Origin of the sequence: Thermosynechococcus sp. QS41, from assembly GCF_031583515.1 — a bacterium.
Taxonomy (GTDB): domain Bacteria; phylum Cyanobacteriota; class Cyanobacteriia; order Thermosynechococcales; family Thermosynechococcaceae; genus Thermosynechococcus.
In genome coordinates this window covers 825,653-847,312 of the sequence record NZ_CP134181.1, presented here as the reverse complement: position 1 = coordinate 847,312, position 21,660 = coordinate 825,653, and the positions used below count along the sequence as shown (strand labels likewise).

Here is a 21,660-nt window from a genome sequence, read left to right as displayed (position 1 = left end):
CTATTCATAAAATTTCGGTATCTCCACCTTCTTATAGCCTAATGCCGTCCAGAATGGAGGACTATCTGAAAATTGAATATTTTCTAATCCAGCTTCCTCAAGCATGTGTTGAATCTCTAATTTTGAGAATCGTTTTTCTAGGGGTGTGCCAAAGCGATCTCTAGAGTCAACACACATTGTATAGAATGTTTTATCTCGATAATAACTAAGTGGTAAGCTATTTACATTGAAGCCAGCTTTTTCAAGAAGATATGATAGTCGAGCCAAAGGAAAATAGATGGCTATAGCAATCAGGTTGGTTAGAAAAATTTTTACTTTATTAGGTAGCCTAGAAATAAACAATCGGGGAAGAATAGTCATATACCACAAACACAGGTACCAAAAAGGTCGATTATCCAGTTTGTAGTAAATATACACAAGAAATGGGGCTTTTGGCTTTAGTAAGGCTACACAAGATTTAATACCTTCAAGTGTATTAGGTATATGATGTAGAACTCCAAGACAATAACCAAAATCTTGGCTGTTAGCCTGTAAATCGATGTTATCAATTGTCGTTTTAAAAAAGTTTATATTGTGGAAGTCTCTTAGCATTGATTGAGCAACTTCAATAGCATCAGATGGTTCAATACAGTTTAGTATGCCTACTCTTGGTGCGACAAACTTTGCCCAACGACCTGTACCACAACCCATATCGAAACCAACTGCATTTGGAGGTAAAATGTCCCACGGGAAAATTCTAAAGTAATCAAGAAATAATTTTTCTAATTCAGATTCACTAACTTCAAGGTGATTAAAGCTAGTCCATTCACTACCAAAACTCTCCACCACTTTAGGATCATAATTGAAAGACATTGGCTATGCTCCTCACCCAGTATAAAAAATAAGAAATGAAGGAAAGTGCGATAAACTGTAAACCAAGGATTGGAAACTGAAGTATGATTTTCGTTATAGGAAAATTATATTTATTCTTTACTTTTTCAATCAAGTAGTCTGGTAGAACTTGCCTAGATTTTAGTTGATCATTTTGCACAATATTTTCAAAAATATACATATTTATAAAATAGAACTGACATTTACAGGCTAGTTCATGAGATAAATTTTTAGGAAAATTATAGACTGTGGCGTAATCAAAAATATTATTCCAAATTTGTAAATTATCTACAAAACTGTCTATGTTTGGAATTTTAGATTGATTATTAGAATGAATGCGCCAGACCGCAACATTTTTATTGAGAAACTTTACTTTACCATGAACAGCAAGACGATATAGCGATTCCCAATCAGAACTCAGACTATTAAAAGAGTAGAAATTTATCTCTGTTGCTATTTTTTTGCAATAAATTGTTGATAAATGTTTGAAAAAGAATTTTTTGTCTGGTAGTTTCATTAGCAAATCTATTCCAGTAAGATAGTCAACATTTGGAAATGAATATCCCACCCTCTTATTTTTATTCTCATATTCTTTAAATATATTTGCAGCTACGACAACAACATCATTATCAAAGAGTCGAATGGCATCAGAAATAAAGTTATTATATATCAAATAATCGTCACCATCTAGATTTAATATATAATCACCAGTTGCGTATTGATAAAGAAGATTTCTATAGTTTTGAACACGCCCTAAGTTAGTCTTGTTTCTAACATAAGTTAGTCGAGAATCATTTATTGATTGAATGAGTTTACTAGAATTATCGGTTGAACAATCATCTCCAACAATAACCTCTAAGTTTGAATATGTTTGAGACAAAGCAGATGTGACAGCATCCAAAATAAATCTTTCCTGATTATAAGTAGGTATTATTATACTAACTTTAGGTAGATTCATTATTGGCCTCCTAATTGTTGCCAGATATTTTGATAAGATTTTACGCCTTCTTCAAGAGAGAAATACTTAATGGCTGCTGCACGACATCGTTGGCTCAAGTGTTCGTCTTGTAGTAATTCTAAAATCTCTTCAGCGGCTTTACGCATAGCGGATTCATCAAAACTTCTTAAGATAACCCCAACTTTTTCTTGCTCAATGATCTGAGTCATATCCCCAACTCCATCATTGGTTACACATGGGATGCCACTTGCTAAAAGTTCGCCGAGTTTAGTTGGACAAGATGCTATTTTAGAGAATACTGGCTTGATGAAAAATACACAAAAGTTAATGACACTCATTTTTCTAGAAATTTCTTGTGGGGATGATTCTTCAAGAATCAGGTTTTCTGTATTTATGTTTGAAAAAGCTAATTTTTGTCTAATAAAATCATGTTCACCTTTATTAAGGATATAGAAACGACTATGGGGTTTAATTATATTTATAATTTCAAAAAATTTGATTGTTTCCTCAAATAAATACCAACCCGTAACAGAGCCAATGTAGCCAATTGTTAAATAACCTTCTTTATTGTTTTTAATTCTCTCTTTAGTATTAAAAAGCTCTAAATCAGTACAGGTTCTAATACAGCTAATTGAAATACTTCGTCCTTTTATGTATTTAAAGTTCTGAATTATATCAATTGCTGCCTCAGTGAGAGAAACGGTATGATCTGCATTGAGCAAAAATTGCTTTTCAAACCATTTTGCCAAGTGATAAAGTTGACTGTTTGCAGGCCAAATACCCCCATCAACTCGCTCATCTGCCCAAAAGCCACGCATGTCAAAAATAAATTTAGTGCGTAGTAACTTTTTGAGGACTAAGGCAATTACAGAAGGAACATAGCTGCGAGCATGGACAATTTTAATCCTTCTTGTAACAGCAATAAATAAAGCTACTGTAATTCCTTGAAACAAGTCATAGGTTGTCGCCAGAGCAGAGGGAGATTTATGGTACTTTAAAGGAATCCAATGAATTTGATGGGAGTGAACTTTCTTCTGAATTCTCTGGCGCTCAAGAACATTCTGCCAATCTTTAGCCTTCTCAAAACTAATGAGGTAGATAGTGTAACTATCGCTTAGCTTTTCAAGGTAGCGCAATACTTGGGATTGGCCAAGTGGCTCTAGCAAACCATCATAGGTAATGTAGAGTACATTACTGCTCATGGGGAAACATTACATTAAGATACTGCTGGGCAATCTTTTCAACCGAGAAGTCAGCCGCTCGTTGCTTTAGGAATTCAGGCTCTGGTGAACTCATTAGGGCTTCAGTCATGGCTTTGGCTAAGGCATTGACATCGCCGACAGGAACCAGTGTACCATATTTGCCATCAGCTAGAATCTCACGCGGACTACTCGGACAATCGGTAGAGACAACAGGTAGCCCACAGGATAGTGCTTCTACGATGACATTAACAAATCCCTCATAGTTAGAGGAGAGAACAAATAGATCAGCCGTTTTATAAAATACAGCGGGATTCGGATGAAAACCCGCAAAAATGACGCGATCGCTAATGCCTAGTTGATGTGCTAACGCTCTTAGACTCTCTTCCAAATGACCTTTGCCAACTAGCATTAAGCGACTATCTGTAAAGGGTAATTGGGCAAATGCTTTCAAGAGGAGTGCGTGATTTTTTTGTTGTTTTAGATTGCCTACGCTTAGGACTCTGTATTTTTTAGGAACTCCCCACATCTGATCAACTACATTTAGCTCATCTTTACTAGGCTCAATCAGTAAGCGTCCGGGATTGTTGATAACATTAATTTTATTAAGTGGAATCTTTGCAATTTGAGACATATCTTGAGCTACACCTTGTGACACTGCAATACAAGCATCTGCTAAACGGTAGCCAATCATTGTTGAAAGACGAAGCTGTGAGTTGGTTACTATGCCCTTATCTTTGTACTGATTGGTTAGAGTAACGTGTTCAGAAATCACCACTCTTACATTAGACTGAGCTAATTTTTTAGAAAAGGGAGCAATTACTGTTAATGGCCACATAGCGCTTAAGAGAACAGATGGATTTTTAGCTTTTAAGTACTCAACAAGCTTAAAGACAGATTCAGATATTTTATGTTTATTTAAGGATTGAACTACACATAGAGACTGAACTTCCTGAAGTAGCTCACCTTGTTTTACAAGAAGTAGGAACTCAACTTGATAACCTCGTCTTATAAATTGTCTAGCTAGCCGGAGACGGACATTCTCTACTCCACCACATCGTAAATCGGGTAAAAGTATTGATACCTTCTTAACCATGTTTAACTAATTAATTTTAAAAAAAAACAAATCTTTTATAGCACTTTGCCAACCTGAATAATACTTGTAATGTCCTGATGCTAGTAATTTTATAACATATCTTATCCTATAAATATGGGGCATTGCTTGAATTTTCAACCTTTTCCTTCTTATTAACTTCTTGACTTTAACTCTAGATATTTCTCGATTAATTTTCTCCCTCATGGAGTCAGTAATTAATGGGGAGTCTATGATTGCAGCTAAGGCATCTAGCTCACTATTGAGTTGATCAAGCTCTAAGCTTGGGTCGCCATTATATTTCAGTTTATGAATAATTAAGTCAAAAGGTGTCTGTTTTTTTATCCGACTGGCTATCCAATTAGAGGTATTTTCTCCATGCCGTCTGTAAAGTTGTAAAACAGAGGGGATTACTTTTTTAACTTCTAATATATTAGATAATCTATTCAGCCAAGTATCATGGGCGTGAAATTTCGGTATTGGCAAGGCAAGATATTTTAAATGCCTTCTAATAGCCATACAGCAACCAGTTGGAAATTCTTTTTCTGAAAAACCTAGTGATAGTATTTGCCCTAGCTGAGTTAATTTTGTAGAATTTCCATCTGCCAAACAGATTTCAGCATCATTCATGTAGAGTAGATATTCAGTATTTTGCTGAGCAAAGTTGATAATGAATTCTATCTTTTCAGAAAACCATATATCATCCTGATCACTGAGAAATATAATATCCCCAGAAGTTAGTTTTAGCGCATTTTCAAAGTTACGTGCATAACCTAGATTGTGCTCATTTTGATATATTTTTACTTCAAATGGTGCATTCTTAGCAAAATCGTGTAGAATTTGCATTGTACTATCTGTTGAGCAATCATCTGAAATAACTAGTTCATCAGGTAAGCGAGTCTGACTCAAGAAACTATCTAGCTGCTCCTGAAGATACTTCTCGCCATTATAGGTGGCCATTGCAATTGAGATACGCATTGTCATAATTAATCTAGAGTTTTATAGATGCTCTTAATGAATCTCAAGAATCTTACTATGGGATGATCATTGCCCAAAATTGTTCTGATTGATTTTGAAATTGTTAGAGTTGCATCTCTATTTTTTAATGAGTAAGTCATGAGCTTTACTCTATTGATACTTGATGTTTCACGAGGTAGCTCAGGTAATCCCTGTATCCATTCTGTTGCGTAGCATTTATCTAAAAAGAGTGTGTCAGCCTTAAAATCTAGTAGCTCATTTGGCGCTTTAGCCTCTCGACCATACATGACATTCATTAATCGTTCTAAATAACTTGCGGGATGATGAAAACTTTGAACTTTATGAGATAGGTGTTCAGTGTCATAGGGAAGTTTACCACTAATAATATGGTCTTTGAGTCGTTGTATGACTACCTCTAAAGAGTCAGACCTTATCTGATCTGCCATAGAATATCCTTGACATGGTAATTTGGGCGCATGTATGGGAATGCCAATAGTCGCAATTTCTGAAATAACTGTACCACCTGTAAAGGGAAAACTATCTAAATATGCATTGTAGAGATAGGCGTTTTTGTATAAATCGTTATAGGGTAAAAACTCTATCAGCTTAACTTTTTCTAAATTTTTTTCAGAGATATATCCTTGCTGCCACCAATCTTCCTTTCCAGATTGGCCAATTATTGTGATTGTGACTTTATGATTCGCACATTCATCGAGAAGTTGGTTGATAAATAGGGGATAATTCCATCCTTGAGCAGGTCTTAGCTTTACTGCTCTAGCTATTGTCATAATGTTAAAACCTTGTTGAGTATTACTCTGGAGTTTATACTTATGCTTTACTTTTTCTAAATGAGAAATATTCAAAGGTATCCCCACTAAGTGATGTGATTGATAGTGCTTCAAAGCCTCTGTTCTGTAATAACCATAGCCACTCACTTCAAGGATACTATTGCAAATTGCATGACCATAATTAAAAACATGATCAGCATGGTTTACAAAGTAGATGTCAAAATAATGCTTTTCTTTTGAAAACCATAGTGAAATTGTTGAATGAATATCGTAATGATGGATATGGGATATGACTTTTCCTTTTGTTACCAATTCAAAGAATTGACGCTGTTTTTCTAAGTGATAGACCTTACATCTAATCTCTTCCAAAAAATTCAAGGTTTGAGGATCAATAGCTCTAGTAACGAGAACAGCAACGTCTTGATTTTGCTTGATTTGTTCTTCAACTGTGGCCGTTAATAAGCGAGTATGCCCACCTGTTACATAGGTCTCTGTAATGACATGGATAAAGTCATGATTGACAATTACAGGCTCAAATCTACTCTTGGAAAGAGAAAGTAGTACATCTTTTTCTAATTCTAAATCTTCAGCAATTGGAACTAAGTTTTGAATGTTATAAGTCGCATAGATTTCTGCAAGCATCGCTTTTTGGTATGGATTTTTTTCTCTAAGAGCTAGCTCTCGAAGACCGTAGGCAAATTCCTTCTTTTTACTTAAAGAACAATGTTCCATATTCTTCAGAGAGATTTAAGTAAAGATATGACGTAGCTAATCTCATTAACTGAATGGTGAGGACTTATCGGTAAGCTTAGCACTTCTTGGGCAAATCGTTCCGCGATCGCGAAGGATTTTTGGCTGACATCGAGATTGGCATAGGCGGCCTGACGGTGAGGGGGAATGGGGTAGTGAATTAGGGTACCAATGCCTGCGGCGTGCAGGTTTTCCTGAAGAGTCTGGCGCTGGGGAGTGCGAATCACAAAGAGATGCCACACTGGCTCTGCCCAAGGGGGAACAAAGGGGAGTATTACGGAAGTTCCTTGTAGTTCTGTGAGGTAGAGTTGGGCTAGTTTTTGGCGGCGCTGGTTCCATTCATCGAGGTACCGCAATTTCACCCGTAGGATCGCGGCCTGTAGAGGATCGAGGCGACTGTTGACCCCTTGCACTTCATTTACATACTTAACCCGTGAGCCATAGTTCCGCAACATACGAATGCGATCGCTCAACTCGGGGTTATTGGTCGTTATAGCCCCCGCATCCCCAAGGGCACCCAAGTTCTTGCCGGGGTAAAAGCTCCATGCGACAGCATCCCCGTGGGCACCAATTCGCTTCCCTTTGTAGCGTGCACCATGAGCCTGAGCAGCGTCTTCGAGTACCCAGAGCTGATAATGGCGAGCAATCTCTAGGATTGGGTCAAGATCAGCCGGTTGACCATAGAGATGGACGGGTAGAATCACTTTGGTGTTGGCAGTGATCGCCGCTTCAATCTTGAGGGGATCAATATTGTAGGTATGGGGATCAGGCTCCACTGGCACAGGAATAGCTCCGCACTGACTGACGGCTAGCCAAGTGGCGATATAGGTGTTGCTGGGAACAATGACTTCGTCTCCATGGGTCACCCCCATTGCCCGCAAAGCAAGCACAAGAGCATCTAAACCATTACCAACACCAATGGCATAATTGGCACCGCAGTAAGCAGCCCATTCAGCTTCAAAGGCTTCTACCTCTGCACCAAGGATGTACCAGCCGGAGTCAAGCACACGGGCAACGGCAGCATCAATTTCCGCTTTGAGTTCGCGGTAGGCCGCCCCCAAGTCAAGAAAGGGAATCGTTGTCATGGCATTGAGCGCTTCTGAGCAAGGGCTAGGAATTCGTCGTAGTTGCGGATGTAATCGCTTTCATCATAGGGGGCAGAGGCTAAAACCATACACACGGCACCCGAGGAGAAGTTATCGAGGTATCGCCACATCATTGGGCAAATATACAGGCCAAAGTAGGAGCGGTTCAGGTGATAACGCTGCTTGCGATCGCCATCATCGAGGACAACATCAAAACTACCAGACATGGCCACCACAAATTGATGCAGCGCCTTGTGGGCATGGGCACCGCGATCGGCACCGCCGGGAACATCGTAGAGGTAGTACACCCGCTCGATTTTGAAGGGAATATGACGCTCTCCCTCAATAAAGGTCAGATTACCCCTTGGATCCGTAATTTTGGGGAGTTGAATAATCCGACAGTTATCTATGTGGCCAAGCATAATCAGCTACTGCTCTTTTTTAGCAACAATTACCAATTCAGCGGCAATATCGGGATACCTCTCACCTAGCTTCATAAAGGCACGTAACATCTCTGGCGTCCAACTTTCTTCTAGTTGTCGATCAGAGAGAGGCTTGAGCCAGTAGCCACCAAAAAATTCGATACTCAACCCAGCAAGAGTAAAATCACGCCGAAAGGTTTCTGGTGTATAAATCCGACGATGGCCATGATGAATGTCCTTTTCACTCATAGTTTCCTCGTGTGGAATCAATCCCATCACAACTGCTGCCTGACGATGAATTGAGCGAGCATTGGGAACAGCAGCCAGAATAACACCTGTCTTGGGAACTAGCCAGTTTCGGATCGTACTTAAGATTAGAACTGGATCATCGACATGTTCCAAGATGTGCCCCAAGATAATCACATCATAAAAGCAGGCAGGCTGAAAGTTTTCAATGAGTGAGTTGTATATCTGTAAGTCAGGAAACTGCTGACGCAAATTTTCAGCAAAAATCGTAGAGCCCTCTAATATATCAGGTTTTACTCCATCATTAATTAGTAACTGCGTCATTATTCCTTCCGCAGGGCCTATCTCCAAAATACGATTCAAAGGTTGAGGAAAATACCTCCGAAAAACTTGGTAAGAGTACTCAATCATTGCTATACCAGTCGGAAGAGCGTACCAGCTATCAGATGCGACATTGTCAAGGCGATCAATTTCTGCAATAGGTGGTTGGTTGATTTCTTCGTGATTCATCATTAATCTCCTCAAGTTAACGACTAAAGTCAATTATAAATTTTGGCAATTCACTGATATTATCTAGGATTACTACGCTAGTATAGCGTTCTAAGAAATATTTTGATCTTTGTCCACAAGAAACCCCTATAAATCTCACATTTGCTTTCTCAGCAGCTAAGGCATCCGTCTCAGTATCTCCACAGTGACATAGTGGGTTTACTTGAAGCAATAAGTCTGCTTTTTGCTCAGTTGCTTTTTGAGGTGAAACGATATGTACTTGGGAAAATAAATTATGAATTCCATGATTTGTCAGAAAATTAAAGACATTTTCAGGTCGCTGCCGTGCAGTCAAGAGTACTAAACTAAAGCCTATTGAGTTTAGATTTTCTAGGATAGATTGAGACCATGGGAAAAGTTGATCAAAAGTTATCCAATAAGGTTCTTCTATTAATTCTAGCCATCTAAGAGTAAAAGATTTAATAATTTTTGGATTGATTTCAGGGAAGTAAGACTTTAAGACTTCAACTGTAGAAAGACCAGATCTTTTATGCTCCCAAATAACCTGAAAGTCAATATTATTTATTCCTAGTTCATTAAAAATATATTCTGTGACAGCAGCTTGGCGAGGATAACAATCGATTATTGTTCCATCTAAGTCAATTGCAATTATTTTTGAACCATTCATAACTTACTTATTGTATTTTATCTCAGAGATACGAAATATGTTCACGATAAGAACGTGTTACAAAGCAAGGTTTTTTTATGTCAGTAAAATAATAGGCTGGGTCTTCACCTAAAAAATAGGCAACATGAGCAGATGGAAAGTCTAAACCAAGAGCAATAGACATCGCTGTAGCTCCTCCAATTCTTGGGTTGACATCTATAACATAGTTATCATGACCCCTAACTTGAAAACAAAAGGAACCAAATAACTGAAAAGCTTCTGCAATACTTAGAGCAATTTTTGAATAATTTTCATCATAGAAAATATATCCCTTCGTAGTTATGCCACTCTTAATTTCAACACGTTTTCGACAAAGTGTTTTTACAAAACACTGGTCTGGGATAATAAAGGCATCAATAGTAATTTCTGGCTCATCTATCCACTCTTGAATAATATACTGACGATGACTTGGAAGTATTTTTTTGATCACATACTCTAGCTGATCTTTATCATTAATAATTTCTATGAATTGGCTACCATTTCCATACCTTTCTTTGACGATTGATTTTCCAAAAAAACTCGTATTTTCTGATAGTAAATAAGTTGTGGGACTATTTAGATTAACTGAAGATAATATTTTACTTGATTCCAACTTGTCAGTACATGATTTTACAGCTTGTGGTGATGCACAAAGTATAGTTATCCCAAACTCTTCAAAAAGCTTTTTTGCAGAAGCAGTCGCACATATTTCCTGATCATGAATTGGATAAAAATAATTAACATTATTAGATTTGAGCAGTTCAACTGTTTGAATTGCAAACTTATCCTCAAAAGCCGAAGGTAGCTGTATGTAGGAATCGGAAATTGATGCGGCTGCAACTAAGTACCTCGGATTTATATCACAAGCGATAATCTTGCATCCTCTTTGACCCCAAGTTTGTTTCAGAGATTGGACGACCGTATATCCAGTCGCTGAGCCACTGGAGCCAACAGCTATAGTAATAGTTCCTTGAGTCACTATTTAATTCCCGAGATAGAATCAAAGCAGACCACTAGCACACGGTTATCATACACTAACATCGCCAAGCTTGATTTTTTTTTACCGAATAATCGGAGCGGCGGGATTTGAACCCACGACCCCCACTACCCCAAAGTGGTGCGCTACCAAGCTGCGCTACGCCCCGTTAAGCTTTACCAGTATAACACGAGTTCAGAGAACATCGTAGCTGCTGACGGAAATTTTGCGCAACCATTTCAGAATGTGGGCATTCACCTGCTCAGGTGCTTCATCTTGAGGGCAATGGCCCACCTCTGGTAAGGCGACAAATTCCTGCACACAGGGAAATTGAGCTAGCTTCTGCCCTTCATCAATGGGTTCCCAAGGGTCGGCGGCACCCCACAGAAAATAGGTGGGGCAGGTAATCTGGGGTAGCAGGTCTTCGGGTAAGGGACCTTGGGAATAGCGGACAAAGGCTAAGAAGACCTCGGCAGCCCCCACGTCTTGGGCAGGGGTGAGTAATATCTCTACCAGTTCATCGGTGACGGCGGCAGTGTTGGCATAGGCTTGGTGGAGAATACGGCGCACAGTACGGGGTTGGGCAATTTGGCGGAAAAAGTAGGTGCCAAGGGTGCGATTGCCTAAAAGTTGCTGGAGTAGGCTGGTTCCCCAACGGCGGTACCAAGGGAGTTGCGATCGCTTGCGATCGTGGAGCTGACGCAAAGAGCAGTTCAGCAGGATCAGTTGACTGACCCACGCAGGCTGGAAAACAGCGGCCTGTAAAGCAACGACGCAGCCAATGGAGTTGCCGATTAAAACCGTGGGCTGACCAATGACCTCGCGGCAAAAGTCTAGAACCAAGGTTGCCCACGTCTCAAATGTATAGGGGATGACCGAGGGAGCGGGTTTGGCGGAGCCACCAAAGCCCAGTAAATCAATGGCATAGACTTGATGGTGAGCTGCGAGGGCAGGGATGTTTTTGCGCCAATGCAAGCTAGAGGCACCAAAGCCGTGAATCAGGAGTAGGGGGATGCCCTGAGTCCCTTGATGCCGATAGAGAATCGGGTAACCGTGCCAATGCCACGTTTGAGCTGGGAGAGAGAAAGTCATTTATTCGGCTTGCAGAAATTGACGGTAGCGATCGCTCAACTCCTGAACAGCCCGCTCATAGAATTTCTGTCCATGCTCAGGGGTGGCCAAACTGGAATCTGCCCCCATACGACCATCGGGATAGCGGCGGCGAAAATCTGCGGCACCGTAGATGGCATGACTGGTGTTGACTTCGGGATTGAGGGGAACGCGTTTAATGGCCTCTGGATAGAGAAATTGGGTCACCGCCACTTCACTGGGGGTGGCATGGGAACCCTCGCGATCGCCATACAATTCCCGCGCCCGCTGCATCACTGAGGAACACATAAACCAGTTGGCCAACTCACAGCGTACTTGATCCGCCTCGGGAATGTGCAAATCGGCTAAGACTGCATAGGTTTCCGCAAAGGCCGCCTTCACTGTCGCGATATTGCCGCCATGACCATTAATGAAAAAGAAGCGTTGAAAGCCTGCCCGTACCAAGCTCACCAAATAGTCGCGAATGACGAAAATCAAGGTACTAGGACGCAAACTAATCGTGCCGGGGAAAGCCGTATGGTGTAAGGCCATGCCCACGGAAATTGTCGGGGCAACAAGGGCATGAGTTGCTTCCCCTACCCCTTTGGCGATCGCCTCGGCACAGAGGGCATCGGTGCCAATGAGACCCATAGGGCCATGCTGCTCCGTGGAGCCAATGGGAATAATCATCCCCTTGGAAGTGTTGAGATAGGCTTCGACCTCTGGCCAAGTACTCAAGTGTAGTAGGGGCATTCCTGTCTCCTAAATCGCATCCTCAAGAACGGCTCGTGTATTCCGCCATGCCCAAATGCCCGCGATCGCCACCACGCCCCCCATCCCCACCATGACCACTGTGAGGCCAAGGAAGTCCGAAAGAATCCCGGCGATCGCCAAAGGCACACTGAGGGCAATATTGACAATGTTATTTTGGAAGCCAAAGACCTTACCCCGCATCGTCGCCGGCGTCCGAACTTGAATGAGGGTCTGCATGGGAATACCAATTAAAGATGCCCCCATTCCCAGCAAAATACTTAAGCCCAGCCCCACCCACAGATGATGCACAAAAGCAAAGACCAGTAGGACAGCTGCCATCACCAAAAAGCCAATCAAAGGCAGGGGTCGATGATGCAATTTTTCCCCCCATTGGCCCAAAACCCCCGCCCCTAAAATTAACCCCAGCCCTGCGGCGGCCAAGAGAAAGCCAAACTGATTAGGACGCAGGCCAATTTCTTGGGCTAAACTGACGGCCAACACCGTCAAGGCGGCAAAGACACAATAGAGGATCGTTAACTGGAGCATGGCATTCCCCAAGAGGCGATTTTTGCGCACGTAGTGAAACCCCTCCTGCAAGTCCTGCCATACATTGAGGTGGCGATCGCGCTCATGAACTGCTTCTCGGTAGCGAATCGAGGCTAAAACCAATCCCGCCATAACGTACAGCACACCGACAACGACTTCACGGGCATAGACACCCCCTATGGCCACAGCACCACTCAGCAATGGCTCACCGATGGCAAACCCCACTACGAGTGACCCCATCATTGTTGTGATAAAGAGGGCATTCGCCGAGAGCAGATTTTCCTCCTTCACTAGCAGGGGAATCGCCGCCTGTTCTGCCGGGGCAAAGAATTGCGTAAGAATGGACTCAGAAAAGGCAATCAGGAGCAGCAGCGTAAACCGCTTCGGAATAAAGATCAGAGCAAAAACCAGTAGCCCGCGCAGAATATTGGTAATGCTCATTAGCTCCCGCTTGGGGTAGCGATCCACAAAGGTGCCTGCCGTTGAGCCAAAGAAGACCGCTGGTAGGGTATTGGCAATCATTACGGCTGAGGCCTTAGAGCCGGGCAGTTCATAGCTGGCGTCGTAGGAAACCGCCAGTGTAATTAGAAGGACGAGAAAAATTTTGTCCGCCAGTTGGGAGATGATTTGACCGCCCCATAACTTGAGGAAATTCTTGTTCCGCATCAGAGCAGCAAACCCTTCTGGACGGGGCTTGGGAGCAGAACTTACCATTGCTGTTGCTCACTGACCATGAACACAAGTTTCCTCACCGTTACCAAAGATTGGGGCTGGCAGTCTGAATCCAATATACCGTCAGACCCTTGCCGGCGTTTGCCCTGTCTCTGTATCCTTTGAGGTTCATTTTGGGCATTCTGAGGAGTACAGGTCGCAAAAATCACCAGATAGGAGGAAGTAAAAATACCAAAAATTACCCTTGCCTGTGTAGCATATAACACCCTACCATCTGAGAGTTAATAACCATTTAATTTTCTGCCAATAAGAAATTATCGTTTTAGAAGCAGAACTAAATCATCGTCGCAATCTGGCTTGGCTGGAGGAGTAATTGGGAAATACCAAGGGGGCGATCGCCAGCCTAACGATGGTACTGAAGCACGTCAGTTTATTGCAGACACATTACCCCAGACTTGGCTAGAACTCGGCTTCCCAGCCAACCACCAAAATTATTCGGCATTTATGGAGACGTTAAAAACGGAAATTGCTGGGTCACTCTAGAATAAACTTAAGTCCCCTTGAACTCCACCCATGAGTGAACCCATCACCCAATCTCAACTCGCAGAAGTCTTCGAGACCATGAAGGCCATGCAGTCGCAACTCGCAGAACTCACCCTTGAGGTGAAAGTGGGTCACGCGGAAATCCGTGAGAAATTTAACACGATTGACCAAAAATTCCAGACTCTGGAGGCCAAGTTTGAAGAGAAACTGAACACGCTGGAAGCCAAGTTTGAAGAGAAGCTGAACACGCTAGAAGCAAAATTTGACGAGAAGTTTAACACGATTGACGAGAAATTCAACACCATAGAAGCCAAAATCGAGGCGGTTCGCTTGGAAGTGCAAACCAATCGCGAGCAGTTAGTGGACTTAGGGAAGCGTCAAGGTTCAACGGAAAACCGCCTTTGGGCACTACTAGTGGCGCTCTTTTTGATGGTGGCGGGACTATTGGCCAAGATTACCCTGTTTGACCAAGTCTAAGGATGAGCAGCATGAGTGAACCCGTCACCCAATCGCAACTGACAGAAGTCCTCGAGACCATGAAAGCCATGCAGTCGCAACTGGCGGAACTTACCCTTGAGGTGAAAGTTGGTCAAGCGGAAATCCGTGAGAAATTTAACACGATTGATCAAAAATTCCAGACTCTGGAGGCCAAGTTTGAAGAGAAACTGAACACACTGGAAGCAAAATTTGATGAGAAATTCAACACCATAGAAGCCAAAATCGAGGCAGTGCGCTTGGAAGTGCAAACCAATCGTGAGCAGTTAGTGGACTTAGGGAAGCGTCAAGGTTCAACGGAAAACCGCCTTTGGGCACTACTAGTGGCACTCTTTTTGATGGTGGCAGGACTATTGGCCAAGATTACCCTGTTTGACCAAGTCTAAGGATGAGCAGCATGAGTGAACCCGTCACCCAGTCTCAATTCGCAGAAGTCCTCGAGACCATGAAGGCTATGCAGTCGCAACTGGCGGAACTTACCCTTGAGGTGAAAGTCAGTCACGCGGAAATCCGTGAGAAATTCAATACGATTGATCAAAAGTTCCAGATAGTAGATGAGAAATTGAATGCTATAGAAGTCAGATTTGAAGAAAAGTTCAACACACTAGAAGCCAAGTTTGAAGAGAAGCTGAACACGCTGGAAGCAAAATTTGACGAGAAGTTTAACACGATTGACGAGAAATTCAACACCATAGAAGCCAAAATTGAGGCGGTCCGCTTGGAAGTGCAAACCAATCGTGAGCAGTTAGTGGACTTAGGGAAGCGTCAAGGTTCAACGGAAAACCGCCTTTGGGCACTACTAGTGGCGCTCTTTTTGATGGTGGCAGGACTATTGGCCAAGATTACCCTGTTTGACGGAGGCTACTAAAACGCTTGGTCAAAAAAAGAGGGCTGAGGGGAAAGCCCCAACCCAACTCTCTTGAATCAGTTTCAATTGCACCTAAACGGTTACCAGTTCCGCTTGACGCTGGAAACTGAGGCGTTCGTTCTCGCCCACATCCACCAGAATCGTGTCGCCATCGAAGAACTCGCCCCGCAGGATAGCTTTGGCAATCGGGGTTTCCAGTTGTTTCTGGATGGCACGTTTCAGCGGGCGGGCACCATAGACGGGGTCGTAACCCACTTCGGCCAAGAAGTCGATCGCCTTCTCTGTGAGGGACAAGGTAATGTGGCGATCGCTCAAGCGTTGCTGCAACCGCTGCACCTGCAATTGAACAATTTGCCGCAATTGATCCTTGCGCAGGCTGTGGAAGATGATAAATTCATCCACGCGGTTGAGGAATTCAGGGCGGAAGTGGCCACGCATCGCCTCCATAACGCGGTTGTACATTTCCCCGTAGCGGCTGTCATCGCCGGCCACATCAAGGATGTACTGAGAACCAATGTTGCTGGTCATGATGATGATGGTGTTCTTGAAGTCCACCGTCCGCCCTTGGGAGTCGGTGACGCGGCCATCATCGAGAATTTGCAGGAACACGTTGAAGACATCGGGATGGGCTTTTTCAATCTCATCGAAGAGAACCACGGCATAGGGACGGCGGCGAATGGCTTCTGTGAGTTGACCGCCTTCGTCATAGCCCACATAACCGGGGGGCGCCCCAATTAACCGCGATACGGCGTGTTTCTCCATGTACTCCGACATGTCAATCCGCACCATCGCCTCTTCGGTGTCGAACATGAAGGCCGCCAAGGCTTTGGCCAATTCCGTTTTACCGACACCCGTTGGCCCAAGGAAGATGAAGCTGGCAATGGGACGGTTGGGATCCGCTAGTCCGGCACGGGAGCGCTGAATGGCCTCCGCTACTGCGGTGACGGCCTCATCTTGACCCACAACCCGCTTGTGCAGCTCTTCTTCGAGGTGGAGCAGTTTTTGGGCTTCCGACTCCACCAGTTTGCTGACAGGGATGCCTGTCCACTTGGAGATGATTTCAGCAATGTCGGCCTCGGTCACTTCATCCCGCAGCAGAGAGCGACCCCCCACTTGAATCTCCCGCAGTTTGGCTTCGGCTTCCGCCAGTTTTTTGTGGAGTTCTGTGAGCTTACCGTATTTCAGTTCGGCAGCACGGTTGAGGTCGTAGTTGCGCTCCGCTTGCTGGATCTCGATGTTGACTTTTTCAATGTCCTCTTTGATGGCTTGGAGACGGTCAATGACCTCTTTTTCTGCTTGCCACTGGGCATTGAGGCGGCTTTGCTCCTCCTTGAGATCCGCTAGCTCTTTTTCCAGTTTCTCAAGGCGATCGCGCGAAGCTGCCGAGGTTTCTTTTTGCAAGGAGAGCCGCTCCATTTCCAGCTGCAGGATTTTGCGGTCAATCTCATCCAGTTCCTCCGGCTTGGAGGTAATCTCCATTTTCAGTTTCGCGGCGGCTTCATCGACCAAGTCAATGGCTTTATCGGGCAAGAAGCGATCGCTAATGTAGCGGGTTGAGAGCGTAGCTGCTGCCACCAAGGCGGTATCGGAAATTTTCACGCCATGGTGGATCTCATAGCGTTCCTTGAGACCCCGCAAGATGGAGATCGTGTCCTCAACGCTGGGCTGATCCACATAGACTTGCTGGAACCGCCGTTCCAGAGCTGCATCCTTTTCAATGTACTTGCGGTACTCATCAAGGGTGGTGGCACCAATACAGCGCAGTTCCCCCCGCGCCAACATCGGTTTGAGCAGGTTGCCGGCATCCATCGCCCCTTGGGTTGCCCCGGCACCAACGACAGTGTGGATTTCATCAATAAAGAGGATGATTTGGCCGTTGGAGTCGGTGACCTCCTTGAGAACTGCTTTGAGGCGCTCTTCAAATTCACCGCGATACTTGGCACCGGCAATCAAGGCACCCATGTCGAGAGCAATCAACTGGCGATCGCGCAGGGAATCCGGCACATCCCCCGCCACAATCCGCTGTGCCAAGCCTTCAGCAATGGCGGTTTTACCAACGCCGGGTTCACCAATGAGCACTGGGTTATTTTTGGTACGGCGGGAAAGAATCTGAATCACACGGCGAATTTCATCATCACGGCCAATGACGGGATCCAGTTTCCCTTGACGAGCCAAGAGCGTCAGATCACGGCCATATTTTTCCAGCGCCGCATATTTGCCCTCTGGGTTTTGATCCGTCACTTTTTGGGAGCCGCGAATTTGCTGAATCGCTTCCCGTAGGGCTTTTTCGCTTAGGCCGACCTCCTGAAGGAGTTTTTTGCCAAAGCGATCGTCTTGGGCAAAGGCCAATACCAAGTGCTCAATCGAGATAAACTCATCCCCAAACTGTTTGCGTGCCTCTTCGGCGCGATCGAGGAGCTTGTCAAGGCTCTGTCCTAGATAGACGCCACTGGGATTACTGATTTTCGGCTGACGGTTAATGAATTCATCGGTGAGATCGCGAATGCGCTGCACCGAACAGCCAGCTTTTTGGAAAATTTGTGTCGCTAGACCCTCTTGCTCGAGCAGCGATTTCATCAGGTGTTCACTTTCGAGATTCTGGTGCTGTGCCTGCTTGGCTAGATCTGGTGTGCGGGCGATCGCAGCCCATGCTTTTTCGGTAAATTGATTTGGATTGGATGGTTGCATAGCTGACCCTTTGACCCCTTTTTCCAGTTTTTAACTATTTATATTGTATGAATTGCAAGAAAAACGCTTTTTCGGACTTCCCTACTCTACAGGTAGAATTAGCCACCCAAGAGTAGTTCTAGCCTAGCTTTTATGCAGAGGATTGTGGAGGCACAGAAATTCTTCCTTTAGGAATACCCCCAATTTCTCTTAATATGTAAAGTGCTTTAACTTTGGCAACGGAAGCTATGACGAACTCCCCTGTAACTGAGCCATCCCCGCGTCAAGAGTCGATTCTGCGCTATACGGTGCTGGGTTCCCGTCGCCCTAGTAACTACTTTTGGGCAACAGCGGTCTCCATTGGTGGCTTGGGCTTCTTTTTGGCTGGTCTTTCTAGCTATTTGCACCGCAACCTACTGCCCATTGGGAACCCAATTGATTTGGTCTTTATTCCCCAAGGTATTGCCATTGGCTTTTATGGGGTGGCGGCGCTGCTGTTGGCAACGTATCTGTGGCTGGCGATCGCTTGGGATATTGGCGGTGGCTTTAACGAGTTCAACAAAGAAACGGGCTTTGTCCGCATTTTCCGCTGGGGTTTTCCGGGGAAGAATCGCCGCATTGAGGTCAGCTGCCCCATCAGCGATGTCCAATCCGTGAGAATTGTGATTAAAGAAGGGCTAAACCCGAAACGCGCCCTCTACCTTAAAATCAAAGGTCGCGGCGAAGTCCCCCTAACGCGCGTAGGTGCGCCCTTGCCGTTGGCAGAACTCGAAACCCAAGGCGCCACAATCGCCAGCTTTTTGGGTGTCCCCGTTGAGGGACTCTAGCTTTAGTCTTCGTGATCGTCAAAAGGATCCGCTAACTCCTTGGAAGGAGGGCCAAAGGAGAGGTAGATAGAGTAGCCGGTCACGCCAATGCAGATGGCAGCGAGAGCAATGCTAAGAACTGTTGCAGGTTCCATAGAAGCGTTCTAAATGGGAGCAAGATGTGCTTCTATAATATTACGAAACATTAAAACTCTGTTCATCTCGTTCAAAAAAGGGATTTATGGCACGACGGACTTGGCTAGGGGATCTCCTGCGCCCCTTGAACTCTGAATACGGTAAAGTCGCCCCCGGCTGGGGTACCACTCCCTTGATGGCGGTCTTTATGGGGCTGTTCCTTGTCTTTTTGCTGATTATTTTGCAAATCTACAACTCGACACTCATCCTCGATGGTGTTAACGTGAGTTGGAAAGCACTAGGATAACCCATGAACGTTTTTGGTATCGGTCTGCCGGAACTGATTGTGATTCTGGTGGTGGCGCTTTTAATCTTTGGCCCTAAAAAGCTGCCGGAAATTGGTCGCAGCCTTGGCAAAACCAAGCGTGCCTTTGAGGAAGCCTCCCGTGAATTCCAAGATGAAATGAAACGGCAGACCGCTGCCCTCGAACAGGAACAGCAGGCCAAGGCAGAATCGGAATCATCGCGGGAACCCTCTGCTTAGGTGGCATGGTTCTCCAACCCTGTGTGATTGTCGGCCTTGGGAATCCGGGGGCAGAGTATGCGACGACGCGCCACAATATTGGCTTTCGTGTCCTTGACGCCCTTGCCGATCGGTATAAGGTGCAGTTGACCCCGCAGCGGCGCTTCTTGGGAGAGGTGGCAGAGGTTCTGATTCATGGTCAAAAGGTACGCCTCCTCAAACCCACTACCTATATGAATAGTTCGGGGCAGTCTCTCCATGCCCTGCTGAATTTTTATAAGCTGCCCCTTGAGCGAACCCTTGTCGTCTATGATGATGCCGATTTGCCCTTGGGGCGGCTGCGCTTGCGCTTGAGTGGCTCGACGGGCGGACACAACGGCATTAAGTCAATTATTCAACACTGTCATTCGCAGCAGTTTCCCCGCCTCAAGGTGGGCATTGCCTTTGGCGATCGCCTGCAGCAACAAACCGGGCCGCGCAATGCTGTGCCCTTTGTTTTGGGACATTTTTCGGCTGCTGAACTCGCCATTTTACCTGCTGTGCTTGACCTTGCCGTGGATGCCATTGAGTTAAGTATTCAGTCTGGGGTGGAGGCAGCGATGAACCACTTCAACGGCAAAAGCATTCCCCTACCGCAATCCTGAACCCCCCACTAGAAGTCTGAGGAAAAAGAAGATCTCAAGTTAGATTAAAAACAGGTGTTTTCGGCGCAGAATCATGGACATTGCTGAAAGTGTGCGCATGGCGATCGCCACCCTCAAGGCCAATCGACTGCGTAGTGGCCTGACGATGCTGGGGATTATTATTGGCAACGCAGCGGTGATTGCCATGGTCGGCGTGGGTCAGGGGGCACAGCGCTATGCCGCCAGTCAGTTTGAATCCCTTGGTCCGAATACGCTTTTTATTGTGCCGGGGACGCCCCAAGCCCGCAACCGCACGTTTAATGTGCCGCAAACCCTTGTCCTTGAGGATGCTAAGGCGATCGCCACCCAAGTGCCCACCGTTAAGGAAGTGGCACCCCAAATTCAAGTGCAACAACGGGTCACCTATCGAGGACGCAACACGAATGTGCTGATTGTGGGGACCACCCCCACCTTTCCCTCAGTGCGCAGTTTTACAGTGGCGCAGGGGCGCTTTATCTCCGATAAGGATGTGGAACGGCATCGCCGCGTCGTCATTTTAGGCTCGGATTTGGCGAGGAAGCTCTTTATTAACGAAAATCCTGTGGGCCAGCAGGTGCGGATCAAGAATCTTTCCTTTGAAGTGATTGGCGTCATGGCCGAAAAGGGTGCTTTCCTTGGCAACAATCAGGATGAGGCCGCCTATATTCCCATTACGACGATGTCTTCCCGTATTGTGGGGCAGCGCTCCCCCTATGGGATTTCCCTAACCTTTATCTCGGTATCTGCCCGTGATGAACAGAGCATTGATGCGGCTAAGTTTCAGATTACCAACCTCCTGCGGCTGCGCCATCAAATTGTTGATGAGGACGATTTTACAATTCAAACCCAAAAGGAAGCTCTGCAAATCATTGGCAATATCAGCAATGCCTTGACCTTGATGTTGGCGGCGATCGCCGGCATTTCCCTGCTGGTGGGGGGGATTGGCATTATGAACATTATGCTGGTCTCGGTAACCGAACGCACCCAAGAAATTGGCCTGCGCAAGGCCATTGGTGCCACACAGCGGGATATACTGGCACAGTTTATGATTGAGGCGATGATCCTCTCGGCTCTCGGTGGTCTCATTGGCACGGGAGTGGGCGTAGGTGGTGTGATGCTAGTGGCGATGCTGACCCCCTTGGAGGCTGGGGTTGCTCCTGTTGCTGTGGCTCTTGCTGTGGGCGTTTCGGGCAGTATTGGCCTCTTCTTTGGGGTGGTTCCCGCTCAACGGGCGGCGCGGCTGGATCCGATTGTTGCCTTGCGCAGTGTCTAAAAGTACCCTTGGGAAATTACCGATGGAAACGACAACCCTAGACTGGATTGCTGGCGGCCTTGCGATCG

25 protein-coding genes and 1 tRNA gene are annotated in these 21,660 nt (G+C 45.2%); 9 read left to right on the top strand and 17 right to left on the bottom strand.

Annotated features, from left to right (window positions below; all coding sequences use genetic code 11):
• The 15 genes from RHJ80_RS03960 to RHJ80_RS03890 all read right to left on the bottom strand — a co-directional run bounded on the left by RHJ80_RS03960 (position 1) and on the right by RHJ80_RS03890 (position 13,662).
• Positions 1-852 carry a bifunctional 2-polyprenyl-6-hydroxyphenol methylase/3-demethylubiquinol 3-O-methyltransferase UbiG gene (locus RHJ80_RS03960; RefSeq protein ID WP_302678912.1) on the bottom strand — a complete coding sequence of 284 codons (852 nt, stop codon included), beginning with the start codon at positions 850-852 and terminating at the stop codon, positions 1-3.
• Positions 836-1,828, bottom strand: a complete 993-nt coding sequence (locus tag RHJ80_RS03955; RefSeq protein WP_302678911.1) for a glycosyltransferase family 2 protein — start codon at positions 1,826-1,828, stop codon at positions 836-838. The genes RHJ80_RS03960 and RHJ80_RS03955 overlap by 17 nt, the downstream gene beginning before the upstream one ends.
• On the bottom strand, positions 1,828-3,030 hold the full coding sequence (locus RHJ80_RS03950) for a glycosyltransferase (protein WP_302678910.1): 1,203 nt from the start codon (positions 3,028-3,030) through the stop codon (positions 1,828-1,830). Before RHJ80_RS03950 ends, RHJ80_RS03955 begins: the two co-directional genes overlap by 1 nt.
• The gene (locus RHJ80_RS03945; RefSeq protein ID WP_302678909.1) at positions 3,020-4,123 is read right to left on the bottom strand and encodes a glycosyltransferase; all 1,104 of its coding nucleotides are present in this window, start codon (positions 4,121-4,123) and stop codon (positions 3,020-3,022) included. Before RHJ80_RS03945 ends, RHJ80_RS03950 begins: the two co-directional genes overlap by 11 nt.
• Positions 4,124-4,129: 6 nt before the next feature.
• Positions 4,130-5,104, bottom strand: a complete 975-nt coding sequence (locus RHJ80_RS03940) for a glycosyltransferase family 2 protein (RefSeq protein WP_310801508.1) — start codon at positions 5,102-5,104, stop codon at positions 4,130-4,132.
• Positions 5,105-5,106: 2 nt separating this feature from the next.
• Entirely contained in the window at positions 5,107-6,618 is a 1,512-nt protein-coding gene (locus RHJ80_RS03935) for a hypothetical protein (RefSeq protein WP_310801507.1), read from the bottom strand.
• Between the two features lie 5 nt (positions 6,619-6,623).
• Positions 6,624-7,721 (bottom strand): DegT/DnrJ/EryC1/StrS family aminotransferase, encoded by a 1,098-nt coding sequence (locus RHJ80_RS03930; RefSeq protein ID WP_310801506.1) that lies wholly within the window; start codon positions 7,719-7,721, stop codon positions 6,624-6,626.
• Complete coding sequence (locus tag RHJ80_RS03925; RefSeq protein WP_302678906.1) at positions 7,718-8,143, bottom strand: FdtA/QdtA family cupin domain-containing protein; 426 nt, start codon at positions 8,141-8,143, stop codon at positions 7,718-7,720. The genes RHJ80_RS03930 and RHJ80_RS03925 overlap by 4 nt, the downstream gene beginning before the upstream one ends.
• Positions 8,144-8,149: 6 nt before the next feature.
• Entirely contained in the window at positions 8,150-8,902 is a 753-nt protein-coding gene (locus RHJ80_RS03920) for a methyltransferase domain-containing protein (protein WP_310801505.1), read from the bottom strand.
• Between the two features lie 13 nt (positions 8,903-8,915).
• Positions 8,916-9,566: an HAD hydrolase-like protein gene (locus RHJ80_RS03915; RefSeq protein WP_310801504.1), complete on the bottom strand. Its 651-nt coding sequence runs from the start codon at positions 9,564-9,566 to the stop codon at positions 8,916-8,918.
• Between the two features lie 22 nt (positions 9,567-9,588).
• Positions 9,589-10,563 (bottom strand): ATP-grasp domain-containing protein, encoded by a 975-nt coding sequence (locus tag RHJ80_RS03910; RefSeq protein WP_310801503.1) that lies wholly within the window; start codon positions 10,561-10,563, stop codon positions 9,589-9,591.
• Positions 10,564-10,655: 92 nt separating this feature from the next.
• Positions 10,656-10,729: transfer RNA gene (locus RHJ80_RS03905), tRNA-Pro, on the bottom strand.
• Positions 10,730-10,755: 26 nt separating this feature from the next.
• A complete protein-coding gene (locus tag RHJ80_RS03900) occupies positions 10,756-11,652 on the bottom strand; it encodes an alpha/beta fold hydrolase (protein ID WP_310453363.1) in 897 nt (298 codons plus the stop codon).
• Entirely contained in the window at positions 11,653-12,402 is a 750-nt protein-coding gene (locus tag RHJ80_RS03895; RefSeq protein ID WP_310801502.1) for a creatininase family protein, read from the bottom strand.
• A 9-nt stretch (positions 12,403-12,411) separates the two neighbouring features.
• Positions 12,412-13,662: an MFS transporter gene (locus tag RHJ80_RS03890; RefSeq protein ID WP_310438022.1), complete on the bottom strand. Its 1,251-nt coding sequence runs from the start codon at positions 13,660-13,662 to the stop codon at positions 12,412-12,414.
• A 315-nt stretch (positions 13,663-13,977) separates the two neighbouring features.
• On the opposite strand from RHJ80_RS03890, the gene RHJ80_RS03885 reads away from it, so the two are divergent.
• The 4 genes from RHJ80_RS03885 to RHJ80_RS03870 are packed head-to-tail and all read left to right on the top strand — an operon-like array spanning position 13,978 to position 15,526.
• Entirely contained in the window at positions 13,978-14,163 is a 186-nt protein-coding gene (locus RHJ80_RS03885) for a hypothetical protein (protein WP_310453361.1), read from the top strand.
• Between the two features lie 30 nt (positions 14,164-14,193).
• Positions 14,194-14,640, top strand: coding sequence for a hypothetical protein (locus RHJ80_RS03880; RefSeq protein ID WP_310801501.1), 447 nt, complete (start codon positions 14,194-14,196; stop codon positions 14,638-14,640).
• Between the two features lie 11 nt (positions 14,641-14,651).
• A complete protein-coding gene (locus tag RHJ80_RS03875) occupies positions 14,652-15,044 on the top strand; it encodes a hypothetical protein (RefSeq protein WP_206201144.1) in 393 nt (130 codons plus the stop codon).
• 11 nt (positions 15,045-15,055) lie between these two features.
• Entirely contained in the window at positions 15,056-15,526 is a 471-nt protein-coding gene (locus RHJ80_RS03870; protein WP_310801500.1) for a hypothetical protein, read from the top strand.
• 72 nt (positions 15,527-15,598) lie between these two features.
• Here RHJ80_RS03870 and clpB read toward each other — a convergent pair whose 3' ends face one another.
• A complete protein-coding gene (gene clpB / locus RHJ80_RS03865) occupies positions 15,599-18,214 on the bottom strand; it encodes an ATP-dependent chaperone ClpB (RefSeq protein WP_310801499.1) in 2,616 nt (871 codons plus the stop codon).
• 227 nt (positions 18,215-18,441) lie between these two features.
• Here clpB and RHJ80_RS03860 point away from each other — a divergent pair, with 227 nt between their 5' ends.
• Positions 18,442-19,020, top strand: a complete 579-nt coding sequence (locus RHJ80_RS03860; protein WP_310438019.1) for a photosystem I assembly protein Ycf4 — start codon at positions 18,442-18,444, stop codon at positions 19,018-19,020.
• A gap of 2 nt (positions 19,021-19,022) precedes the next feature.
• On the opposite strand, the gene psbN is transcribed toward RHJ80_RS03860, so the two are convergent.
• Positions 19,023-19,154, bottom strand: a complete 132-nt coding sequence (gene psbN, locus RHJ80_RS03855) for a photosystem II reaction center protein PsbN (RefSeq protein WP_206201138.1) — start codon at positions 19,152-19,154, stop codon at positions 19,023-19,025.
• Positions 19,155-19,240: 86 nt separating this feature from the next.
• Here psbN and psbH point away from each other — a divergent pair, with 86 nt between their 5' ends.
• From psbH to RHJ80_RS03835, 4 genes are all read left to right on the top strand, one after another.
• Complete coding sequence (gene psbH / locus RHJ80_RS03850) at positions 19,241-19,441, top strand: photosystem II reaction center phosphoprotein PsbH (protein WP_149820192.1); 201 nt, start codon at positions 19,241-19,243, stop codon at positions 19,439-19,441.
• Positions 19,442-19,444: 3 nt separating this feature from the next.
• On the top strand, positions 19,445-19,678 hold the full coding sequence (locus tag RHJ80_RS03845) for a TatA/E family twin arginine-targeting protein translocase (RefSeq protein ID WP_206201137.1): 234 nt from the start codon (positions 19,445-19,447) through the stop codon (positions 19,676-19,678).
• Positions 19,679-19,683: 5 nt separating this feature from the next.
• Positions 19,684-20,301, top strand: coding sequence for an aminoacyl-tRNA hydrolase (pth, locus tag RHJ80_RS03840; RefSeq protein WP_310453356.1), 618 nt, complete (start codon positions 19,684-19,686; stop codon positions 20,299-20,301).
• A 73-nt stretch (positions 20,302-20,374) separates the two neighbouring features.
• Complete coding sequence (locus tag RHJ80_RS03835) at positions 20,375-21,592, top strand: ABC transporter permease (protein ID WP_310801498.1); 1,218 nt, start codon at positions 20,375-20,377, stop codon at positions 21,590-21,592.
• Positions 21,593-21,660 lie beyond the last annotated feature (68 nt).